Annotated in this window: 20 protein-coding genes; 9 read left to right on the top strand and 11 right to left on the bottom strand. The window is 48.1% G+C overall.

Annotated elements, in window-relative coordinates:
* Window positions 1-182: 182 nt before the first annotated feature.
* The 5 genes from ACFQ2I_RS15775 to ACFQ2I_RS15755 form a co-directional block, all read right to left on the bottom strand.
* Window positions 183-1046, bottom strand: a complete 864-nt coding sequence (locus tag ACFQ2I_RS15775; RefSeq protein WP_377565703.1) for a carbohydrate ABC transporter permease — start codon at window positions 1044-1046, stop codon at window positions 183-185.
* A complete protein-coding gene (locus tag ACFQ2I_RS15770) occupies window positions 1040-1975 on the bottom strand; it encodes an ABC transporter permease (RefSeq protein ID WP_377566035.1) in 936 nt (311 codons plus the stop codon). The genes ACFQ2I_RS15775 and ACFQ2I_RS15770 overlap by 7 nt, the downstream gene beginning before the upstream one ends.
* A gap of 116 nt (window positions 1976-2091) precedes the next feature.
* Complete coding sequence (locus ACFQ2I_RS15765) at window positions 2092-3723, bottom strand: extracellular solute-binding protein (RefSeq protein ID WP_377565701.1); 1632 nt, start codon at window positions 3721-3723, stop codon at window positions 2092-2094.
* A gap of 385 nt (window positions 3724-4108) precedes the next feature.
* Complete coding sequence (locus ACFQ2I_RS15760) at window positions 4109-4585, bottom strand: GNAT family N-acetyltransferase (RefSeq protein WP_377565698.1); 477 nt, start codon at window positions 4583-4585, stop codon at window positions 4109-4111.
* A 48-nt stretch (window positions 4586-4633) separates the two neighbouring features.
* Window positions 4634-6055 carry an extracellular solute-binding protein gene (locus ACFQ2I_RS15755; protein ID WP_377565696.1) on the bottom strand — a complete coding sequence of 474 codons (1422 nt, stop codon included), beginning with the start codon at window positions 6053-6055 and terminating at the stop codon, window positions 4634-4636.
* 218 nt (window positions 6056-6273) lie between these two features.
* Here ACFQ2I_RS15755 and ACFQ2I_RS15750 point away from each other — a divergent pair, with 218 nt between their 5' ends.
* Entirely contained in the window at window positions 6274-9024 is a 2751-nt protein-coding gene (locus ACFQ2I_RS15750; protein WP_377565694.1) for a hypothetical protein, read from the top strand.
* Between the two features lie 52 nt (window positions 9025-9076).
* Here ACFQ2I_RS15750 and ACFQ2I_RS15745 read toward each other — a convergent pair whose 3' ends face one another.
* Window positions 9077-9652 carry a hypothetical protein gene (locus ACFQ2I_RS15745; protein ID WP_377565692.1) on the bottom strand — a complete coding sequence of 192 codons (576 nt, stop codon included), beginning with the start codon at window positions 9650-9652 and terminating at the stop codon, window positions 9077-9079.
* Window positions 9653-9987: 335 nt separating this feature from the next.
* On the opposite strand from ACFQ2I_RS15745, the gene ACFQ2I_RS15740 reads away from it, so the two are divergent.
* Both ACFQ2I_RS15740 and ACFQ2I_RS15735 read left to right on the top strand, forming a co-directional pair.
* Window positions 9988-10971, top strand: coding sequence for a hypothetical protein (locus tag ACFQ2I_RS15740; protein WP_377565690.1), 984 nt, complete (start codon window positions 9988-9990; stop codon window positions 10969-10971).
* Between the two features lie 199 nt (window positions 10972-11170).
* Window positions 11171-11410: an NHLP leader peptide family RiPP precursor gene (locus tag ACFQ2I_RS15735; protein ID WP_377565688.1), complete on the top strand. Its 240-nt coding sequence runs from the start codon at window positions 11171-11173 to the stop codon at window positions 11408-11410.
* Between the two features lie 19 nt (window positions 11411-11429).
* Here the strand turns inward: ACFQ2I_RS15735 and ACFQ2I_RS15730 are convergent, their stop codons facing one another.
* The 4 genes from ACFQ2I_RS15730 to ACFQ2I_RS15715 form a co-directional block, all read right to left on the bottom strand.
* Entirely contained in the window at window positions 11430-13340 is a 1911-nt protein-coding gene (locus tag ACFQ2I_RS15730) for an ATP-binding protein (RefSeq protein WP_377565686.1), read from the bottom strand.
* Window positions 13341-13571: 231 nt separating this feature from the next.
* Window positions 13572-14315: a hypothetical protein gene (locus ACFQ2I_RS15725; RefSeq protein ID WP_377565684.1), complete on the bottom strand. Its 744-nt coding sequence runs from the start codon at window positions 14313-14315 to the stop codon at window positions 13572-13574.
* A complete protein-coding gene (locus ACFQ2I_RS15720) occupies window positions 14312-15193 on the bottom strand; it encodes an ATP-binding cassette domain-containing protein (RefSeq protein WP_377565681.1) in 882 nt (293 codons plus the stop codon). The genes ACFQ2I_RS15725 and ACFQ2I_RS15720 overlap by 4 nt, the downstream gene beginning before the upstream one ends.
* Complete coding sequence (locus ACFQ2I_RS15715; protein ID WP_377565679.1) at window positions 15190-15555, bottom strand: GntR family transcriptional regulator; 366 nt, start codon at window positions 15553-15555, stop codon at window positions 15190-15192. Before ACFQ2I_RS15715 ends, ACFQ2I_RS15720 begins: the two co-directional genes overlap by 4 nt.
* Window positions 15556-15979: 424 nt before the next feature.
* Here ACFQ2I_RS15715 and ACFQ2I_RS15710 point away from each other — a divergent pair, with 424 nt between their 5' ends.
* The 6 genes from ACFQ2I_RS15710 to ACFQ2I_RS15685 all read left to right on the top strand — a co-directional run bounded on the left by ACFQ2I_RS15710 (window position 15980) and on the right by ACFQ2I_RS15685 (window position 22082).
* Entirely contained in the window at window positions 15980-16369 is a 390-nt protein-coding gene (locus ACFQ2I_RS15710) for a (deoxy)nucleoside triphosphate pyrophosphohydrolase (RefSeq protein ID WP_377565677.1), read from the top strand.
* A gap of 207 nt (window positions 16370-16576) precedes the next feature.
* Window positions 16577-16756: a hypothetical protein gene (locus ACFQ2I_RS15705; RefSeq protein ID WP_377565675.1), complete on the top strand. Its 180-nt coding sequence runs from the start codon at window positions 16577-16579 to the stop codon at window positions 16754-16756.
* The gene (locus ACFQ2I_RS15700) at window positions 16683-17282 is read left to right on the top strand and encodes a hypothetical protein (protein ID WP_377565672.1); all 600 of its coding nucleotides are present in this window, start codon (window positions 16683-16685) and stop codon (window positions 17280-17282) included. The genes ACFQ2I_RS15705 and ACFQ2I_RS15700 overlap by 74 nt, the downstream gene beginning before the upstream one ends.
* A gap of 204 nt (window positions 17283-17486) precedes the next feature.
* Window positions 17487-19991, top strand: coding sequence for a beta-propeller domain-containing protein (locus ACFQ2I_RS15695; RefSeq protein ID WP_377565670.1), 2505 nt, complete (start codon window positions 17487-17489; stop codon window positions 19989-19991).
* Window positions 19992-20217: 226 nt separating this feature from the next.
* Window positions 20218-21186: an ATP-binding protein gene (locus ACFQ2I_RS15690; RefSeq protein ID WP_377565668.1), complete on the top strand. Its 969-nt coding sequence runs from the start codon at window positions 20218-20220 to the stop codon at window positions 21184-21186.
* Between the two features lie 26 nt (window positions 21187-21212).
* A complete protein-coding gene (locus ACFQ2I_RS15685; protein WP_377565665.1) occupies window positions 21213-22082 on the top strand; it encodes a tetratricopeptide repeat protein in 870 nt (289 codons plus the stop codon).
* Between the two features lie 26 nt (window positions 22083-22108).
* Here ACFQ2I_RS15685 and ACFQ2I_RS15680 read toward each other — a convergent pair whose 3' ends face one another.
* On the bottom strand, window positions 22109-22987 hold the full coding sequence (locus ACFQ2I_RS15680; RefSeq protein WP_377565663.1) for an SMP-30/gluconolactonase/LRE family protein: 879 nt from the start codon (window positions 22985-22987) through the stop codon (window positions 22109-22111).
* Window positions 22988-23186: the final 199 nt, after the last annotated feature.

The raw sequence follows: 23186 nt of genomic DNA, 5'->3' as shown, positions 1-23186 counted from the left end.
AGTATATCCTATATCATTCGGCAGACAGCGCCTCTATCCCTTCTGCGATCCCAACAAGCGGAATGGAGGAGCTTCCATCATGTACTGGATGCCCCCGTATCAACTCATCATGAATCCAAAACAGGCCTTACGGGTGGATAGTCCACAAGGCCCAAATGGATTGACAAGCTCGACTGACAATCTCACCCCTTCTCCGAACCGAGCATAACCCCCTTGGCAAAATATCTCTGCGCAAAAGGATAAATCATCAGCATCGGAATCATCGAGATGAATATCGTCGCATTTTTCAATGCTTCCGGTGTTAACAGCTTTTCTTCTGATAATTGATTTTCCGCACCATGCTGGTATATCAGCATTTCCCTCAATACGACCTGTAGCGGGAACTTCTCCATATCGTTCAGATAGATCATTGGTATAAAGAAGCTGTTCCAGTGGCCCATGAAATAGAACAGGCCGATTGAGGCGAGTGCCGGCTTCGACAACGGAATAATTATGCTGAACAATATGCGGAATTCTGAAGCGCCGTCGATTACGGCAGATTCCCTCAGCGAATCTGACATGTTCTCATAGAAACTCTTCAAAATTAAAAGCTCAAGCGTCCAGATCGCATTCGGAATAACAATCGCCCACATCGTATTCAACAATCCAAGCTTCTGTACTACGATATAGGTAGGAATCATCCCTCCGTTAATAAACATTGTCAAAACAATAGCAATAATGAAGAATTTTCGTCCAAACATCCCCGGGCGCGATAACGGATAGGCAGCAACCGCTGTCATCAACAGGTTAATAAACGTACCGACCCCGGTGTATAAAATCGTGTTCAAATACGCTCTCGGCACTCTGTCTTCCGATAGAATTTCCTTATATGCATCGAACGTAAACCCTTTGGGCCATAGAAATACTTTGCCTTGAACAATGTAAGAGCTGTCACTAAAAGATATAGCAACAATATAAATGACGGGATATAAGGTCGCCATCGCTACTAGAGAGAGAATGATCGTATTGAAAATGGTGAATGGCGTAATTCTTCTTTCTCCTACCATAAACTTCTACCTCCCAATCTTCTGCTCATCAGATTGGTTATGAGAAGCATGACCAATGCGATTAGGGACTCGAATAATCCAACTGCTGAAGCATAGCTGTAATCATATTCCAGAAGCCCTTTACGATAAACATAAGTAGAGAAAACATCCGCAACCTCATACGTTAATGAATTGTACAATAAGAGCACTTTCTCATAGCCAATTCGGAACATCGCGCCGGATTTGATGATAAACAAAATCAAAATGGTCGGCATCAACGAGGGGATAGTAATGTAACGCATCATATGCCACCTCTTGCAGCCATCCACCTTGGCCGCTTCATACAGAGTCGGACTAATTCCGGCAATTGCCGCCAGGAAGATAATCGCTTCATATCCCATAGAAGACCATATGTCGGATGATATATAAATCGTACGAAACCACTCCGGCATAGAAAGGAAGTAAATCTTCTCAAATCCGAGCCAGGCAATGAATTGATTCATCAACCCACGCCCCGGAGATAAGAAATCGATGATCATACTGGAGACGATAACAACGGATAAGAATGCAGGCAAGTAACTGAGCGTCTGCACCCACTTCTTAAACCATATTAACCGCACCTCATTCAATAGAACTGCGAAAATAATCGGAAAGGGAAATGACCATAATAAAGTATATAAACCTAGTAAGAACGTGTTACGGAACAAAAGCCAAAAGTCCGGGCTTGAAAAAAACTTGATAAACTTCTCAAAACCTACCCATTCGCTAGCCAATATGCCTGTAAAAACCTTATAATCCTTGAAAGCGATAATGAGACCGTAAATCGGTCCGTAACGAAATAGGACAAAGAATACAATACAAGGAATCAATAGTATTAGCAATTGGCGATCTCTTTTGATATGACGCAGCGTTGACGTCCATTTCGAAGACGTTTTGGACGCAGGCTGCAGCTGCCCGGTATTCAATTCTGACTTAGGCACAATGTCTTCCTCCTATCCCTATGATGAACAGGACACCCGAAGAAGCTTCAAGTGTCCTGCCTCGGCAACTTATGTGAATGACTATATTATTCGCTGTCGAATCTTGCTTGCGCGTCGGTATAGGCGCCGACAAGATCATCTTCGCCCAAGCTCTTCGCTTTGGCCTTCCATGCTTCCCATTCCTTATCGCCGTAGGATGCAGTGAAGATATATTTCGAGCTGAACTCTTCTCCCGCTTTCAACAATTCTGTTGCTACATCTGCAATGGTGGAGTTCTCCTCATCGGTAAACTTAAGCACTGGATCAAGAGGCTGCTTCATTTCCTTCATCATATCCTGAGCTTCTTGCTCTTTCTCAGTGAAATTATAATAGACGCTGCGGTGGTCAGTACGCACATAGGCTCCTTGCACCCACATGCCGTATTTCTCCTCCAGTGCTTTGATTTCAATCAATTCGACATCCTTCAATTCTGGATAGCTTACTTTGCCGTTCGCATCAAATTCATAGTTATCGCCTTCTTCACCTATGGTCATCAATTCAGCACCGGAAGGGCTCGTCAAGTAATCAAGCAACTTCAAGGCGACTTCCTTGTTCTTATTGTTCGCGACGGCATGACCGAACATCGTTATCTTCGGCAGGCTGCGAATCGTGTTCTGCGGCCCTACGGGGTTGGCATAGCGTAAATTATAGTCAGGGTTCTGATCCTTGATCTGGTTGTAGAACAAATCTAGGCGCCCGATCCAGTCAAACGTAACGAAAGCTTTATCATTCGCTGTCATCTTCGCAGACCAAGAGGCAGACGTATCGGTAAGGAATTCAGGATCAAGCAAGCCTTCCTGATAGAGCTTCTTCATGAAATCCAGCATTTCTCTAAATTCTGGCTGAGTGAAGGAATACTCCCACTGATGTGCTGCATCGTCGAAATTCATCGGATAGTTTTCACCGGAAACTCCCCATCCAAAGCCCCAGTCTCTGAAGATAAATTCTTTCGTTTTGGATGCGAACGGGAACGAATCGGGATAGATCTCCTTTAGTTGCTTCAGTGCTTGATAGAACTCTTCTGTATTCGTCCACAACGGAATGTTATGTTTATCGAATATATCTTTCCGATACAGGAATCCATGATTAACTTCTCGGTTCAATCCGTATATTGGCCAAGAGTACATATTTCCTTCATCATCGGAATACGACTTCATGACCCATCCATTTTCTTCTACATATAGCTTCTTGAAATTCGGCAGCTCATCAATGTAGTCGTTAATTGGAACGAATGCGCCCGCTCCGCCCATTTCATTGATTTCAGGTACCGTTAAGCCATGAATAATATCCGGAAGCTTACCTGACGCTAAGGTTACTTTCATTTTGTCCTTGTATGTGGCTGTAGAGAAAAACTGGAAGTCAACTTTAATGCCCGTCCTCTCTTCCAATTCCTTAGCTACCCATTTCTCATTTAAATCTTGGGCATCGCTAGCTACATACATCGAGATGGTTGTCGGCTTATCAACGATCGGGAGCTTTAGCCCGCCTGTATCGCCATACTTGTTCGGATCAGCTTCCGGCTCTTTCGTTACATCCGGATTGTTGTTTCCCGTCGATTGTTTCGGCGGTTCGTTTGTTCCCCCATTTTTGTTTCCACCATTGTTGCTGCCGCTGCATGCTGCCAATAATCCGACGATTAGCGTCAATGCGAGAAGCAACGGTACCAGTTTTCGAGACATTTCTTTTCCTCCTCTTTTTTTATATCGCTTGCTCGTGCGCTTTGACCTTCCTCTTTCGTGGCAATCCCACACATAGAAGAGGTGAGTGAGAACGGTTACCTCCAAGCACAAATTCACAATAATTCAATGGATCGGATTTGTATAGGCAGCATTTTCATTCCTATTTCTTTTTCCTTTGCAACCGTTTTCATTCAATCGAAAACCTTTATACAACAAGGATTTAGGGCATAGGGAAAATAATAAAGTGCTGGAAAATGATAAAGTTAAGCGTTCAATCCAAAACAGATAGGGCATCCCGACGCTAGCGAGATGCCCATGCCAAAATCCAGATTTTTATCTATGATAGCCTCCTCACAACAGAGCGATCATTACTTGTGCTCAGAGGCTACTGCTGCTTCAGCATCCCCCGGTAAATGCCGGGCACCGAACCTTCGATAACAGTCGCACCTGCCACACGCTCATAAAATGCAGTAGGGCCAGCTGCGCCGATTATGGCGTATCCATAGCCGTCAAGACGCATAAGCTCCAGCGCGTGCAGGAACAGCATCTTCCCTACCCCTCTACCGCGTTCTCCCTCCGCCACCCCGGTAGGACCGAAAAACCCCCGCATCGTGGCATCGTAGCAAGAAAACCCAAGCAGCTTTCCATCTTCAACAGCGACCAAGCATGTGACAGGAGATCTTGCCATGCCGGCTTCACATTCGCTGACCCACGCCGCATTGAAATGATTGCGCACCCACTCCGTGATGACATGCTTCTCTGGCGCTATGGCGCGGCGTATGGTAATTCCTGTCCTCCGTTCGTATTCTTGCACATTCTCATGTTCCGGGAGATCATATAACTTCACCAGCATATCAGGCATAGCAGCTTCACTTTCCTCTCTTGTTATTATGATGCATTTCAGTCAGATTCACAGCCCTCTACTCTGCGTTGACCCATTGTCCAATATCCGGTACAGCTTGTCCCGCATATCATCTTCGCTCTGAAGCTTGGACCAGTAAATGCGGGCCTCCTGGAAAATCATATCCAGCTCATCCACGCTCAGTCCCGTCTCCGTAAAGGCCTTCATAAAAGGCGTCTCTTGTCGGAAAAGCGCATACCCGACAGGCTGCTGCTCTTCGTCCCCTTGCCATTGCGCCGCTTCCTGCAAGACAGGGATGCTCGTGGTCCGCTGCCGGATCATCATCTGCATACGGCTCGACGTCATAAAGTCCAGAAACAACCCAGCGGCAGCCTTCTGCTCAGACGCGCGGGATATAGCCAATCCCACTGACATCAGAATATTGGCCGGAACGCTTAATGTCGGTAGCGGCGCAATGGCATATCGCTGTCTGCCCTCTCTCTCCTCCGATACAAGAGCGTTCATGGCCAAATAGGATGTCATAATAATCGATAGCTTACCTTGCTTGAATAACGCTTCGGCATCCGCTTCACTTTCCGCCAGGAAAGTGGGGAACGATTGCGGGGCATAAATCATTTCTCTTAACTTGCTCAGAGCACGTACGATCCTCTCCACCTTCAAGGAAATATCATCTTCTCCCCCGGCTTGGCCGCTTCCGTTCTGTAGAAGAAAGACCGGCCACCGATTTTTGGAATGCAGGAAGAAGTAGAACCCGAACCTAACATTCTCAATCGTCAGGGAAGCCGCGGCAGCGATCAACTCGTCCCAGCTCTGTGGACGAAAGGGCTCCGCAATGCCCGCTTCCGCCAGATGATCGCGATTGTAGCAGAGCACAAGTGGAGAGAAGACAAGCGGTCGAACATACTGCCGGCCATCGGCTTGGAACAGCTCGTTCAATCCGGGATACAGTCCGCCCAGCTGCTGAAGTGGCTCCAGCCGATCCAACTGCCCGCGGGACTGAAAGTCATAAAAATTATTGTAGTTCATGGAGATTATATCCAGCATCCCGGACTCCAAGTATTCCTGAGCGTATTCAGAATAGCGGTCGAAAGCAATCGGCAAGGAATGTACCCGTATATGCGGATATTCCTGCTGAAAGGCTTCAATCGCATCCAGCAAGCGCGCCTCCCGCTGAAGGGAAGCGTGATAGCCGAGCTTCAACGTAACAGGCAGGCAAGGAAGCGGATCGGCGACCCGATTGCCAACGCGCGGGATCTTCTCCAGCAATTGCTCCTCCACCAGCTTCTCCAGCCCCACTCGAACCAGCTTGTTGCTCAGATGGAACTGCTTGACCAACTCCCGTTCCGAAGGCAGAAATTCGCCAGGCCGCCTCCGTCCCGCCAGCATATCGTCGCGCAGCGTATGAATCATATGCTCCAATTTTTTTCGAAAATGCTTACGCCCGTTCTCGTTTTGTTCATTAACTGACATAAAAACACCTTTGGCATCAATTTTGTGACGCTTTCACGCCTTCAGCAATGCTTGCTCACAGCATAACCGAATCTCTCGGCTGAGGCAATAGCCTGAGCCTGACTGCTACAGTAGACCTATTGACAGATGCGCTTTCTATTATTACGATGAAGTTGTATTTGTGAGTCAGATGTGAGTCAACAAATGCGATGTATGCCAATTAAAGGAGATGATGTACTTTGAAGCATGCTCAACACATGACGAAAGTTCTACTCGCTGCCGCCTTAACTGTAACGTTGCTGTGGTCGGTCGGTTCCGCACCTCAAGCAGCCGTCGCCGCAGCAGGAACAGAGTCTGAAGCGCTCGAAGCAGCTGCTTCGCCTCCAGCCGTCCTCAATGCAGGGTTCGAAGAGCCTGTTACAAGCAGCGACATCCCCGGCTGGAGCCAGACGTTCGGTAACGGATACGACAGTCTGTTCTATGAAGTCACTTCCGCTCAAGCAGAGGAAGGCACGCACAGCTTATTGCTGGACGACCAGAATGCCGTGCGTCCGCTGGGCATCGAGAGCGATCCCTTCCCGGTGACGCCGGGCGCAAGCTATTCCCTCACTTCCATGATGAATGTTGAAAACGGTTCCATGGCGCTTTATATGCGCTATTTCGACAGTACGGGGACCAAGGTTGGAGAGTCTAGCAACTGGCTGACTCCGACTAACGGTGAATGGATCAAAAATGGCACTTCTTCCATCGTGCCTGCGAACGCCTCCAGCGCCACCGTGCTCATCTATTCCTCGGGAGCAGGCATTACGCGCGGTTATGCGGACGATGTACGAATCGCTCTCAATCCGATCGGCACGTTCGAGCGAATCGGCGGTATTGTGAAAGGCATGATTAACGAAGACGGAGCAATCGGCACGGAGAATGGCCGTACGGTCATGTACACGGTATTCAAAGGGCGCGGAGAAGTGCCTACCACCTTCGCCGTCATCGACGTGCTTACCCGGGAAGTGCTTCGCTCCCATCCTATGCCAGGCGTCGAAGCCGCCTGGGGCGTCAAGATCGCAACCGATGGCAGAGTGTATATCGGTACCCACTACGACGGTGGGTTGTACCGCTATACGCCAGCCGATAATTCGTTCCAGTATTTGGGACGATTCGGTGAAGAGACGCATGTGTTCTCGCTTGTCGCTGGGGCGAACGGTGAGATGTATGCCGGCACTTATCCTAGCGGAAAGCTTTATAAATTCAATCCCGTTTCTGATTCCATCGTGGAAATAGGACAGTTTGATCCTGCACAGAAGTATGTTCGTTCACTCGCCTATGATGCATCTCGAGGCGTACTTTATGTCGGGTTGAGCGGTACGAAAGCCCGTGTATACAAGTATTTGGAGCAGGACGGCTCATATACCGAGTTGCTGGCATCTCGCATACCAGGAGGCGGCGACCAGTATACATTCACATACGGCTTAGATTTCGCCAACGATCGACTGTTTGTGAAATTTTCGAATGGAGATCTGCTTGTCATGCGGGCGGAAGACGATACGGTGGAATACTACGACCCAAGCGGCATGGACATCCACTCCGAGAAGGTGTCGCCGATACCCGACGAACCGGGGAAAGCGCTCTTCACGTATAGCGGCGATTACTACGTGTACGATTCCGCTACAGGAACCGCTTCTTTGTTGAAAGATGTACAAGACGGCATGAATTTCTATTCCGGCTCCTTCGTGAGCTTGAACGATCCCGCATGGCCAGGACATACCTTCGTAGCTGTCGGCCGTTACGGTCATATCCTGTACTACAATCCCGCATTAGACCGTGCCGAAGTGCTCCCGTCGCTGTATAGCGGCGCTCCTATCCTCATCCAGAGCATACATCAAGGCCCGGACGGGAAAATGTATACAGCAGGTTATATGTCGGGATTCGCGTCCTATGATCCTGTTACCGGAGCAGTCTCGGACACGCAGACGCTCGGTCAGGTGGAAGCTTCCATTAACCGCAACGGCAAGATGATCATCGGAGCTTACGCAGGCTCGCGCATTCTGGAATACGATCCTGCGCTCCCATGGTCCAGCCAGAATCCGAAGCAGCTGTTCGACCTGCGAGCGCATGGGCAGGACAGACCGTTCGCTATGGCTTATGCGGAAGATCAGGATACGCTTATCGTAGGCACGGTTCCAAGCCCGGATTCTCTGGAAGGCGCTCTTGCGTTGTATAACTTTCAGACAGAGCAACTGGACGTGTACAACAATATCGTCCCCAATCAAAGTATTATCTCCGTCGTCTATAAGGATGGATTCGCCTATGTAGGTACGACCGTATACGGAGGATTGGGAACAGATGGCCCGACCGAGCAGCATGCCAAGCTGTTCGTATTCGATCTGGCCACGAAGCAAAAGGTATACGAAGGTATTCCGGCATCTGGACGGAAGGGAGTAACGGGGCTTAGCATCGGCCCTGACGGGATGATATGGGGCATCGCCGAGGACTACCTGTTCAAATTCGATCCCGTTACCTTTACTTATCCCTACAAGTCATCCAAGCTTCGGCGCTACAAGACGGTAGGCACAACATGGACTTATGGCTTCATGGCGATCGGAGCGGACGGCAACATGTACGGCACATCTCGCGGGCAGTTATTCATGGTGAAGCCGGATACGATGGAGTTCGTCGTTCTTAACGGCTCCTACGGCAACTACTTGACACGCGATGTGTTCGGCAATCTCTACTTCTCCGATAACAGCTCGGACTTATGGAAGTATACGCCGCCAGCCAGCGAGCAGTCGTTGCTAACTCACCTTGATATCTTTGCAGCTCAAGGCGATATAGACAATCATGGCATAGCGAACGCACTGCGGACAAAAGTAGAGCATGGCGATCTACAGGCGTTTATGAACCAGGTGCGCGCTCAAAACGGTAAGCACATTGTTGCGAATGCCGCAGCTATACTGCTGCGCCAGGCGGAGCAGCTACTTGAGGGAAGAGATTAGCTCATAATGAACAAGACCTCCGTATAGCTTTCATATACGGAGGTCTTGTTCATTATGCTGTCCGGAAGGAGCTGGCCGAGGATGAAAGCTGGTCACAGCCTGCATAAGCATGCAGTCTTCCGTGGTATACTAACTCAAGTATGGAAGTCTGCTGCAGGTCGCCTGGCGTTACAAGCAGCGGCGATTTGCTAACCAGATCTACTCCGCTTCTTGCGAAGACGGTCGTTACGAATTGTGAGCAGAAGTAGCGGTTCTTTCTTTCCCACTCTATATTGAACACTACGCCCAGCATGCCAATCAGATTATAACGGTACTTATCTTGATTGCGCATGAAATGCTCAATTTCGGTTCTAATGCTATTGTACGTGTTATGACCTACGCGAAGCCGATAGATTGCGCACATCGAATCCTCGAAGAACGTATCGCGGACATCCTCCCGAACAAATCCGGCTATGAACGGATTGCTCGGATTTTTGCGTCCGAAGCTGTACACCTCGTTCAAATCCGCATCGAAGGCAATAGACGCATGATTGAGTGGGTCCTTAGTAAAAGATCTTATAATTTTGGTAAGCACAGTTCCTGTATCTGTCAATAAAATATAGATGTCTTTATCTCTATTCATGTTCATGCGTATACCTCCACATTAAAGAACTCTCGTCTAAGTATTAACTTTAATGCAGGAGACGGATAATTATAACCTGCTGCAGGTATAGATGATCCCCCGACTTGAGTCTAGTTTTTCGGATTCGTCTCATAGGTGAAATTGTGAGCAAAACTTGAACATCTATCAATCTTCCTTCATTCTACTGGATTTCTCTCCTTTACTCAACCTATTGTTCTCTTGTGAACTTCAAACATATTTCAATTCCTGTAAACTTTTTCTATCAATCGGGTGCTTTCGTGCTATATTATGGGTAGCAAAGACATTGGATTTATATGCTGAAGAGAGGGAAAACAACGGCTATGATCTGGTATGAAAGCTATATCAAACAATTGACTGAGGTTTATCGCGCTGCGTCAGAACGTATTGCACAGTTTCCGTCGCCGCTCAACGAGGCTGGCCTGCAATATGCGGAGAAGTTCAACCCCATCAAGCAGGATAACGGAAAGGACTACATATGCACACTACTTCCCTATTGGCTCCAAGAACAAGCCGGACTGACGAACGAGCAATGCGGACAACTGTCATTAGCCAATGTATATGGGATGCTGTACTTTTTTATTCAGGATGATGTAATGGATGACGGCCCAATGAATGCTTCCAGCTTGAAGCAGCAGCTTGCGCTGGGTAATCTTCTCTATCTGGAGATGTTCGCCGTATTCCGTTCCTTATTCCCTTCAGACAGCCCATTCTGGCAGCATTATGACCGATATGTAAGTGTATGGGCGGATTGTGTCGTGAATGAAGGCGATGCCAACTACTTCCTGAATGACCCGCTGCGCACTGCGGGAAAGGCCGGTCCAGTCAAAATTTCTTGCGTTGCCGCCTGGTTGCTTACGGGAAAGCCGCATAACATCGCAAAGTCCGAACAAGCCGTCGACGTCGCACTCATGACCTTGCAAATGCTGGACGACTGGGCCGATTGGGAGGTGGACATGAGAGAAGGCAGCTATAACGGACTGCTAGGCATGATTGCATCTGAGCTGGCATTACAAGCAGACGCAGTCCAGGGACATCGTGCTGAAGCTTGTACGATAACGCGCTTAACGAAGGAGCAGGTGGACGCCGCCATCTATGTCCATTGCTGTATGAACCGATACGCTGCAATCGCCAAGAGCAATCATAAGCAGCTGTTGCTTTTGGATGGCGTGCCGTCTCCTCTTATTGACTTTCACACCTATATGGCGGAATGCTTGACAGAGATAGCTGAACATATATCCCAAAAAAAACAAAAGCTCCTTAAGGGTGGGTTCAATTATAGATTCAATCAGTCGTTGATCGAATGAAATATATGTGAAGGAACAACTATCGCATAAGCTATACCAACAGTCGAGTCGAATCTCGGCTGTTTTTATATCGGAACTTGTGACACCTATCGATAGAACTATATTTTTATCAAAAATAGTAAAAAAGTTGTAGATTTTGGCGAAAATGAGTGGTACACTAGTTATGGTAACATTATACATATTTGAGAGGGTGATTCGTGTGCCTAGTAAACAAGAACTAAGTCAGCAAATTATCGAGAAAGCTTGGGCGGATGCGCAATTCAAAAAGCAGCTCTTGGCTGATCCAAAAGCTGCAATTAAAGAGGCTTTTAATATCGATGTTCCAGCAAACGTCAATCTTCAAGTGCTGGAAGAGTCGGAAGATTCCTACTACTTAGTGCTTCCTCAAAACCCCGCTTCTGTCGATGGGGATAGTGTTACGGCTCCTATGTGGGAATAAGAAGTGTACTGCCGATGACTTATTCATCGGCAGTTTTTGCGTATGGAAGAATAATCCTCACCTTTGTTCCTTTTCCTAGGTTACTACTAAAATTCATCTCTCCTTTCATTGCAGCTATTATGCGAAATGTAACCATTAACCCAAGACCGGTTCCTTTCGATTTTTTTGAGTAATAAGGTTCACCTAACCTTTTTAGATCTTCTTGTTCAATTCCCTTCCCATTGTCAATAATAATGATTTCAGCATTTTCCTCTTTTTTTCTAACACGTATTTCTACAACACCTTCTTCTTCTTCCTTAAACGCCTCAATACTATTCTTAATAATATTTATGAGTGCTTGTTTAAACTTCGAAGAATTCCCTCGAATATAAACTTCATCTACAACATCAACTTTAACACTGCCACCATGCAAAGTAGCTAAAGGCGCTAATATCGCCTCTATTTGTCGAATCTCACCTCCGAGATTTAAATGATGATCCTCTCTGACATCCGGCTTCGCAAATGTTAGAAAATCAGTAATAATCTCAGATGCCCGATCCAGTTCAGTTATTGCCAAATGCATATATTTTTGTTGAGCAACGTCCGTTTTAGCACCTAAAAGTTGCAAAAAACCTCGCGTTACTTGTAAGGGATTTCGAACTTCATGAGCAATCGAAGCCGCTAATTGGCTTATGGTCTCAATTCTTTCTGCTTGCTGAAGTTCATTGTTGAATATTTCAATTTGTTTAGAGTAGATGACGGCTTGTTCGTAGTTTTTCATTACTTTCCTTACCAATATGATGATTAATGAAGCAAGAAAGAAAAGCAAAGCGATCTTCCAGAAAAACATTTTATGCATTCTATCACTGGAAAAATACCATAATATTTCTCCTATTCCTACCCCAATAAATATTCCGAATCCTACACCTAAAATCATTGCGTCCCGATTGCCGCGTAAACATTGATTAATAAGCACTCCCAGCAACGCAATATTTCCCAACAAAATAACTACTCCATAAATAAGCATTCCCAAATTGTTATAAATCATTTGTATGCTTTCTATAAAGAAGCTGCCAAGAAAAAGCGTAAACAATAATACACCAACAAAAGTTTGACCCCATTTAAAAATAGTAATAATCCGAAAAGGTCCCTTACCGATCACTCTTTCAAAAAAGAAAAATATAGCCGGAATCAATATGGTAGAGGAAATATCAAAAGCGTAATAGGAAACATATCCGTATTCAGGATAAACCTTTTCGATTAAAGTAGAGTACGATAATATCATAACACCAATACAAAACATGACGATGGATAAGGAGTTCCATCCTGGCAGGAAAGCACGTTTTAAAAATAGTATACAAAGAAGCATAAAAAATGAAACAATGATAAGAGCTCCACCTAATGCTAAATTAATCAAATCAACAGCAATATATTTTTCAAATATTCGATCAAAGTTTCCAATACTAATCGATTCATACAAGCCTAATTTCGTACCACTTTTCACCAAATGAATGTAGATTGTTTTATTTATCTCTGCAGTCGATACCGGAACAATAAATTCATTCAAATTATACGCATAGTCCCTATATCTTTCAAAAATAACTTCCCCTTCAAGATACATCATAACATCTTGGGCATGGAGCTTCTCAAACAAAATCGCAGGGCGCATGTCAGTCAGTTCCGGCAACTGAATCATGAGCCATGCGGAAGAAACGTCGTCAGGCACCGCCGGATATACATCTGACATAACGTCGAACCAATGCTCCTCATTCAACTGCATCACTTCTTCAATCGTTCGCTCTTGACCTGGATCTTCCCACAACATCTTCCATTGGCTGATTGCGATAGTTTCCTTCTGATCGTCGCCGGAATCAGCATAAGCCGTCGCTCCCGAAAAAAGTAACAGGCATGCTATCATCCATGCGACTATTCTCATACTGATACGTTCCATACCCCTGTCAAACCATCCTTTTATTCATCTCTATTTTCGTCTATTATCACTGCGTGAAATTCGACATATTTCGTCATGAATCCCTAGAAACTTTTCCCTTCTCTCTTATCATAATACCAGCGCTTGTAGATTACTATCGAAATATCAAAAAAGCTGCGGCAAAGGTTTAAAAACCTCTTGCTGCAGTTTTTTCAACATGACAGGTTTGTTGGATAATGTCGAATAGCGCCTCTACATGATCTTGCGTCTGATCGCCGCATGGCGAAGCACGAAACAATTCGCAACTCCAAGCAGCGACGCCGCTACAAAAATAATAACATGCACAAACGCGAAGCCCAAGTCCGCCATGTAGAAGCTTATCTTTCCCAGTCCCGCAATCGTAAAATTCGTCTGCTGTCCGCCCGCATAAAATGCCTCCAGCAGCTTCTCCATCGTAACGACGACTATTCCGACTATAATGGTAATCCCCGTCCCGAGCATCCATCCGAATCGATAATAACTGGAGCCGATCAGCCAGCCATAAGTAAAATACAAGACATATAACAGGATACTAGTCAGGAGGGACTGAAATAGGGCAGTTCCCCCCCATTCTTGCTTAATGCTCAGCAGACCATAGATCCATCCGCCTGCATACACTCCAGCACTTTGAAGGATGGCACATATAACGGATAGAAACAAAATGTTAAGAATGGCCCCCATTGCGAAGTGCTTACGCGTTATACCATTGGTTACATAAGAAGGCATCGATAAGGAGGTCAACAGAATTCCCAATACAAGCAGAAAAATTTTCGGCGAATAGCTTGTGCTCTGCAGCATATCCTTCTCTCCGCCATTGACCCCGAAGTGATTCAGTAATGCACCGACAACGATGAGAACAACTATAAAGATGATCCAATACCATAGCATTACACGCATATGCGAAGCACACAGATGCCGTGCGACACGGTAGACGGGAGATTGAGCCTTCCAATTCATCGTTCCTTCGCTCCTTTCTTCGTCATATGAACGAACAAGTCCTGCAGAGACACTGGGCCAACAGCAAGCCCCTCCCTCTCGATCCGCTCCAGCAGATGTGCCGGAAGCTCTCCGTACACTGTTACCGACTTCGTACTGGCCAGCTTCTGTTCGTTCAACACTTGCAGCTCTGAGGCTATATCGTCAATCTGATGCTCTGGACCGGTTATCGACGCTCCCCGAGCGCGGAACGCCTCCGATTCCTCATGAATGAGCAGCTTGCCCCGATCCAGTATAAGCACTTCTTCGAATAGATTTTCAATCTCTTCAATCAGATGAGAGGACAAGATGATCGTACGCGGATGTGCCATGTAATCCTTCAGTACCTCATCGTAGAATGCGTATCGAGAGGGGGCATCCATACCGATGTAAGCTTCGTCGAAAATCGTAACGGGAGCCCGGCTTGCAAGCCCGATCGTAACGCTGAGCGCCGACTTCATTCCGCGCGACAATCCATGGATTCGTTTTTTCAAGGGTAGCTCGTACATATCCAGCATCTGGCTTGCATATTGATCATCCCAATTCGGCCAGCATAACTCCGCCAATCTAAGAACGTCTCGAATTGAAGAAGAGTCTGCGAAATGGACGCTTTCTCCCACCATACATACCTGACTGGTAATAGCCGCGTTTTCATAAGGGTGCTGCCCGCCTATGAACACTTCGCCGTCCGATTGCTTGCGCAGAGACGCCAGAACGGAGAGCAGACTTGTCTTGCCTGACCCGTTGCGTCCCAGAAGCCCATAGATTTTGCCGCCTTGCAGCTTGAACGATATGTCTTCCAGCGCTCTCTGCCTCCCATACCTCAACGTCAGCCTGCGTACCTCAATGCCCATTGTCATGACCGATCCCCCCTGCGACTCTGAATGCGTGACGCAATATCTTCCAGCGGAATGCCGATCTGATTCGCCTCCGTCAGCATCCGATCCACCACTTCCTCGAAAAACCGCTCTCGCCTCTGCTCCAGCAAGGTCTCTCTTGCATTCGGGCTTACAAACATACCAATCCCCCTCTTCTTGTACAAGATCCCTTCATCCGTCAGTAATTGAAATCCCTTTGCCGCGGTGGCGGGATTAATCCGGTAGAACGCCGCATATTGGTTCGTTGACATAACCTGTTCCTCTTCCTTCAAAGCTCCGCTTATGATATCGTTTTTAATTCCTTCAGCAATTTGCTGGTATATCGGGCTCTGGTCATGAAACATTTCATCACCTCATTACTTACATGGTTCATTACTTATGTAACTAACCATATATCATTCCCGTTTTCTCGTCAAGCCTAGTTTTTCAAAATCATATGACCAGTGCGTGTGCTGTCAAACCTTTTCTTTGCAAATTCGATGGCTCAACACGACTGTCTCCACTGCCGACTTGCCACGTAGCCGTCTTCGGTTCTTTGAAACCTACGACTTTTGTCCACTCCACTATCTTCGATTCTTGTCACCATCTAACTTCTGGACTCTTCCACTTCTAGCCTACTTATCCACACTTCTGCACTCTTCCACTTCTAGCCTACTTATCCACACCTTCAATTGCGACTTCTGCCACCTTTTTCAGCAGATTTGCATGCATGCCGGGCTTTTTGTACGATAGATGACAAGAACAGACAAGTTTACGAGGAGCTACGATATGAAGGCAATAACGGTGGCTGGAGCGGTAATCAGGAATAATGAGCAGATGGTGCTGTGTGCGCTGAGATCTGGGAACATGACTATGCCGGGCCTATGGGAATTTCCGGGTGGAAAGCTTGAGGCTGGGGAAGCACCGGAAGAGACGCTTGTGAGAGAGATACGTGAAGAGTTGGGATGTGCGATTGACGTGGGAGAATTAATTGAGGATGTCGTGCACGACTATCCCTCCGTTCGAATCAGGCTGCTTACCTATTGGGCGATCGTCGTGGAAGGTAAGCCTTGCGCCAATGAGCACGAGCAATTGTTGTGGCTGCCATCCGAGCGACTTCATGAACTGGAATGGGCTCCTGCTGACTTGCCTACTGTTGTTCACATTCAGAGGATGTGAATTGGGACGAATGACATGAATACACCTACCACTTATTGATGCAATTGCCTTAGATCATCCTTATATATTCAGACCTGAGCGTACAGCATCGAGAGAGTGACAGTTGTTTGCAAGTTCTGTACAATCATGGTATCGGTGAAGCACACCGCTTGTTTTTGAACGATTATCGTTCAGGAACGAGCGGTGTTATTTTTTTAGGAGGAGATTATGAGGATGATGTATGAGGAGATGTATGGTAATTGGATCAATGGACATTTGCAGCGACGAGCTAAAAGCAGCGAACGTTGGAGAAGATTGAAGGAAGGACACGGTCATGCAGAGTCTGATTTCGCCAAGAAGATATGGCTGGAAGCCGTTGACGATTTTGGTTATTTGCATCCTGAATAAGAAGTATGCGACTACCGCGATCGTAGCAGATTCCTGGACTTTGCTTACATTCGCCCGCCATATCGCATATGCATTCAAATTGACGGATATAGCTGGCACAATCGCAATATTTCCCGCAAGCAGTTTTCTGACGATCTTTTCAGACAGAACGAACGATCTGATTATGGACGGTTGGATTATGATCCGATTCTCGTACGATGATGTGACAGACAACCCCCGACTGTGTCAACAGTATGTTCAGCAATTGCTTGGCAAATTATATGGCTCCAATAAACCTGATCCCATTCTGCAGCATATTCTTCCTGTTCAGCGAGAAATTCTGCGCTTTATTAGCAGACAAACTGGGAACCAAATATGCTCGCCTATGCAAATTGCAACATCATTAAGTCTGCACCCTTCTACCGTTCGTCGAAATATGAAACAACTTGTTTCTGTCGGATTATTAGAAGGAGCTTCTGCTACACAAGCAGCTTATATTCGGCGATACCGTCTGACTGTGCGTGGGGCACGACTGTGGCTTCACTAGACATACCAATAGATAGCCACTATTTCCTCCGGGACGGCTATGTGAGCATTTTGAGCGATAGCGGACACTTTCGACACGTTGTTAAGAACTTGTGAAAGCGCAACCTATTCCAATTCTGATTCGTCTAACGTAATAACCAAGTCTCAACCACATGGAGATGTTCAATCCATACTTCAATCCATATCGAGAAGGAGGAAGACGATTGTGAAGAAGAAAGGAATGTTAGCTGTCGCACTGGCCATACTGCTATCCATTATCCCGCTCTTGGCAAGTCCGCCACAACAGAGCGAAGCAGCGCAGAGACCGATTCAAATCCAGGTGAACGGAGCCGAATTGGCGTTATCCGAGCCCGCATTCATTGAAGACGGCATCACGCTCGCACCTGCCCGCGATATCGCAGAAGCGCTTGGCGCAGAAGTTACGTTCGAGGAATCCATCAATGGCGGTACGAAGCAAGTCCGTCTGATCCGTGGCGACAGAGAAGCTATCCTTACGATCGGCTCCACGGTTATGACGGCAAGAGATACGTCGATTCGGCTTGAAGCAGCGCCGCGCCTCGTGAACGGGGTAACAATGGTACCGCTGCGAGCGATCACGGAGTCGTTCGGCTCTATCGTCGCTTGGGACAACGCCACGCGTACCATTTTCATCGATGAGCCTCTTCAGCTGCCCACAATAGGCTCTGTAGATAAGCTGCAGGAGCTGATTCAGCAATCGGTGGCATTGGAGTACAAGACGCGAATAAGCGTTACAGGAGAATTTGAATCGGTAGCTGCCGCAGAATCCGCCGACATCACTACCGAAGCGACGCCCGGAGACGACTATTCGACGACTAACGTGCAGGTTGCCGGTGTAGATGAAGGGGATTGGGCGAAAACGGACGGCAATTTTATTTATCAAATCTCCGGCAGAAACGTCTACATCTCCAGCATCTCGGATGAAGAGAAGCCTCAGTTGGCCGCCACCTTGCGATATGACAGTGAGGACGGATTCACTCCCGTGGCGTTGTATGTGGACGGAAATACGTTAATCGTCCTTGGCGAGAGTCATACATTCGTCCCCTATCCATTAGCCGATTCGAATAACGATAATCAGAGCACACCCGCTGCAACAGATGTGGCTCCATCACCCGAGGTTAGCTTGCCTCCACCGATGGGCGACAGCCGCAGCACGGTCAAAACGCTGCAGTACGAGCTGGACGATAATGGGCGGCCCACTTTGAAGCGCGAGCTGTTCCAGGAAGGCAGCTATCTCTCCTCGCGGAAGGTGGACAGCGCCTTGTATGTCATCACGAACAAATATGCGCACTATTACCGCACCTTCGATACAATGGTTGTCCAACCGGAAGCGAATGTGAACAAGAAGCGGTCTCAAGAACCCACCGATATGGAAGAACTAGCCTTAAGCTTTCAGCCGGTCTATGGCGATACCGCCATCACGAAGGCAGCGCAGACTATCCCACTTGACCAGATCCGTTACTTCCCGAACCCCGTCGAACAGAGCATGCTGCTTGTCGGTGCCGTTAATCTTGACGATACGGATACCGGTATGCAAATCTCGTCATATCTGGGCGCAGGAGAGAGCATCTATGCCTCCAAGAGGAATCTGTACGTCGCTCAGTCGAGGCACGAATTCAATGGCGAAGCTTATGTGCAGCAAACCCAATTCCATAAATTCCGTCTGGATCAAGGAGGAGTGGTCTATATCGGAGAGGGGACTGTACCGGGAGCGCTGCTCAATCAATTTTCCATGGATGAGCACCGCGGATTCTTCCGAGCAGCCATAACCAATGGCAATATGTGGGCAACGGGTGAAGCACAGTCGACCAACAATCTGTATGTGCTGGACGAACGGATGAAGCCGGTTGGCAAGCTGGAGGGACTCGCTCCCGGCGAGAGAATCTATTCCGCCCGCTTCATGGGAGACCGTGCCTATATGGTCACCTTCCGCAATGTCGATCCCTTATTCGCTATCGACCTGACACAGCCCGACAATCCGACATTGCTGGGCAAGCTGAAAATTCCGGGATACAGCGATTACCTGCATCCCTATGACGAGAATCATCTGATCGGATTCGGCAAGGATACAATTGAAGTGCCTTCCAAGGGCATGTCGCCGGATGAAACGGTAGCTTATTACCAAGGCATGAAGATCGCCTTATTCGATATTACGGACGTGAACAATCCGAAAGAGAAATTCAAGGAGATTATTGGCGATAGAGGTACGCACTCCGATCTGTTGAATGATCACAAAGCGTTACTCTTCTCGCGGCAGAAGGGGCTGATGGCTTTCCCGGTAGAACTGCACGAATTGCAGAGCAAGGATGAGGCCGCTGCAGGCGGCTTCCCCGCATACGGCGACTTCACTTATCAAGGCGCATATATTTATAGCGTCGATCTGGATAGCGGCTTCCAGCTGCAGGGACGCATCACCCACATGACTGACGATGACTACAAGAAGAGCGGGCAATACGGATATGATTACAGGAAGAAAGTGAAGCGGATTCTCTATTCCGGAGATACGCTGTATACGTTGTCCGAATCGCAAGTGAAAGCCAGCACGATGAGTGAACTCGACGATCGAGGATCGGTCATCTATCCTGCTCCGTCACTGTCCAAACCGACAATCAAAGGAAACATTAAATTATCCCCGATTACCGTCGAGCCGGAAGTCGTGGAATCGGAAACTGTCGTGCCAAGAAACCGCTAATTGCAATGCCAAACCACCACGCTGAAATGCGGGGCGAGTGCCGCTTCCATGCACTTGTCCCGCATTTTCTCTTTGAAGCGAACAATCGGTTCGGCGTGAATCATCCCATGTCAGCCCGACCTCTCCCCCGCTAACCTTCATTCCTATCAATCTATCGCTTCACTGCCCCCAATTGTCACTTTCTGCTATAATAAAACAAAATACTGTAAGCCAAAGGGTGATAGCGGTGTCTGATTACAATGATCGCGACGAACTGGCGGAACGACGGAGAAACAAGCTGAGAGTGCTGCATTTCGATGGCAAGGACGGCAATGAGCTGGTAGAGACAGAGAAACCGAAGGAGACACTGGAGGACGTAGGCGGATTAGAGGAAGTGAAGAAGAAAATTCGTATGAACTTCATCTTCCCTCTGCAGCAGCCGGAGCTGTTCGCGGCATACGGAAAAGACGCCGGCGGCAGCTTGCTTCTATTCGGACCGCCCGGCTGCGGTAAAACGTTCCTGGCCCGCGCTATTGCCGGGGAAATAAATGCGAACTTCATCCACATCGAGCTGCAGGCGATTCTATCCATGTATGTGGGCCAGAGCGAGAGCAATCTGCACGACTTGTTCCAGCAGGCGCGGCAAAACAAACCTTGCGTCATCTTCATCGACGAGCTGGATGCGATGGGTGGAAGCCGCAACACTATGCGTCAACACCATGACCGCATGCTGGTCAACCAGCTACTCCTTGAGCTGGACGGTCTGCAGTCGCTGAACGACGGCGTATTCGTCATCGGCGCCACCAATACGCCGTGGTATCTGGATTCCGCCTTGCGCCGTCCCGGCCGCTTCAACCATCTCGTATTCGTTCCTCCGCCGGAGGAGTTGGAGCGCGAGACCATCTTGCAGCTTAAACTTGCAAACAAACCCGTCGATCGGCTCCAATTACTCAAAATTGCCAAGGAGACACGCCACTTCTCGGGAGCGGACCTGGAACAGACGGTTAAGGATGCCGTAGAGCATGCGCTGGAACGGTCTCTGCAATCCGGCAGTATTGAGCCCATCACGCAAGACGATCTGCGGACCGCCGCCCGCAAGCGGAAGGCGACCACGTTAGAGTGGTTCGCCACGGCGAAGAACTACGCCACCTTCAGCGACATGAACAACGATTATCAGCATGTGCTCGACTATATGAAGAACAACGGTCTGAAGTGAAATCATAGAAGAGGATTGGATGCTCCATGTACAAAGAAGCCTCGGAAGTGCGCTATGAACGCATCTATAAGTTGTTGGAGTGGAGAAAATATAAAGAGGCCACAGAGGAAGCGATGGCTGTCATTCGCGAAGAACCGGAGGATGCTAGCGGCTACGCTGTACTTGCCCAGATCTGTCTACGTATGGATAGGCACGACGAAGCGAAGCAATGGACAGAGGAAGCGCTGCGGAAAGATCCCGACAATCATCTCGCCTGGTTCGTGCGAAGCGTCATTTTCTATGAAAACAACCAATGGAAAGAACTTGAAAATACACTCGTCGACGCGCAACGGATCGACCCTTACGAGCCCTATTACTATTTCCTTCATGCCAATCTGTACAACAAGGACGGCAAGTTCCAGCAAGCGAAGCAGCGCTTGTCGGACGGATTGGCGATATCGCCTGACCATGCCTTGCTGCTTGCAGCTTTAAGCTATACGGAAGCGTTGCTCGGAGAGATAGAACCCTCCAAGCAACACGCCCGTCAAGCGCTGCGGCTTGACGTGGAATCCTATACAGTGTTCATGTATTTGGGCTGGGCGGCGGAGCAGCGCAGCGACTACGATGAACAGTTGCAGATGCTCGCCAACGCCATCCGGCTCGAACCGACTGACAAGCAGATTCGGGATGAATACTTGAGTGCGCTGCAGAGAAGCTACAAGCTATACCGTATCATACTCGCTCCCGCCAATGCCATCAAGCGATTCAAGCCTTGGCAAGTCCTTGTTGGCTGGCTGTTGGCGTGGATTCTGTTCAAGCCGCTCGTCCTTCTATTTCTGGTGCTGTATGTCGCGACGCATTGGGTAACCAAGCTGCTCGTTCATGTGAAGGTGTTCGGCTGGAGCTTCAGGCGATGAGCCATCCTCCTTCCGAATCTCCCCAGTTACCCTTTATAAAGATAACTCTCCGTCCCTATCACGCCAAGCTTGATGCGGAACAGCCCCCCTGCGTGGGGTTGTTCGACCAGAGCTGCTTCATCCAGCCCCACTCTCGCAGTCGTAATATACAGCTCGTCCATCCGGTCACCGCCGAACGTACAAGACGTCACCTGCGACGCCGGTACCGCAATCTCACCGATTTTCGTGCCATCAGCCGGATTCCATCTGCTTACTTTCCAGCCATCCCATTGCGCAATCCACAGCATACCTTCATCATCGATCGTCATGCCGTCGGGCACTCCTTCGCCTTCAGGAATGACAACGACTGTTCTGGGATTGGCAATCGTACCGGCTTGCTTATCGTACTCATATGCCACTACTTTCTTGGTGGGAGAATCGATATAATACATCGTTGCATGATCAGCGCTCCACGCTAATCCGTTCGAGCAATAGATGGCTTCGGCATGCCGGGCGACACTATGCTCCGTATCCAGACAGTACAGACTGCCAGTAGGCGCCGACTCTCCCATCGGCATCGTGCCTGCCCAGAATCGGCCTGCAGGATCGCACTTGCCGTCATTGAACCGATTGCCTGCCGGCTCATCCTGCAGAATTGCAATCTCCTTCGGCTCTCCTCTTTCCGCATCCAATCCGTACAAGCCTCTTCCCGCCGCCATGACAAGTCCGCCGGACTCTCGAAGAACGACCGCCCCCGGCATCATGCCGACAGGGATGGCGCGATCACTGCCGTCATGCGGATTGTATACATGGATGCACTCCCCGATAATATCCACCCAATAGAGCAATCCCTGCCTCTTGTCCCAGCACGGTCCTTCTCCCAGCATGGCTCCCGCATCAATGATAAGTTCCAACTTGCTACTCATCCCTCTCCCACCCTCTCTCGTCAATTATGCTTATTTTACCATACAAAGGAAGGGGCATCACTTATTCAGCCGATTTCGGCAATCGGCAACAAATTCGGTTAAGAAAGGAGTCGCGGGTAATCTGCCTAGGCTTTACAACAATGCGTAATCAGCAGATGGATGTTCTATTTTCATCCTTGGATTATTGCGTTAGCAAATA

Origin of the sequence: Paenibacillus chungangensis, assembly GCF_042675905.1 — a bacterium.
Taxonomy (GTDB): Bacteria; Bacillota; Bacilli; order Paenibacillales; family Paenibacillaceae; genus Pristimantibacillus; species Pristimantibacillus chungangensis.
The sequence above is the reverse complement of the archived record's forward strand: the minus strand, read 5'-3'. Positions and strand labels throughout refer to the sequence as shown.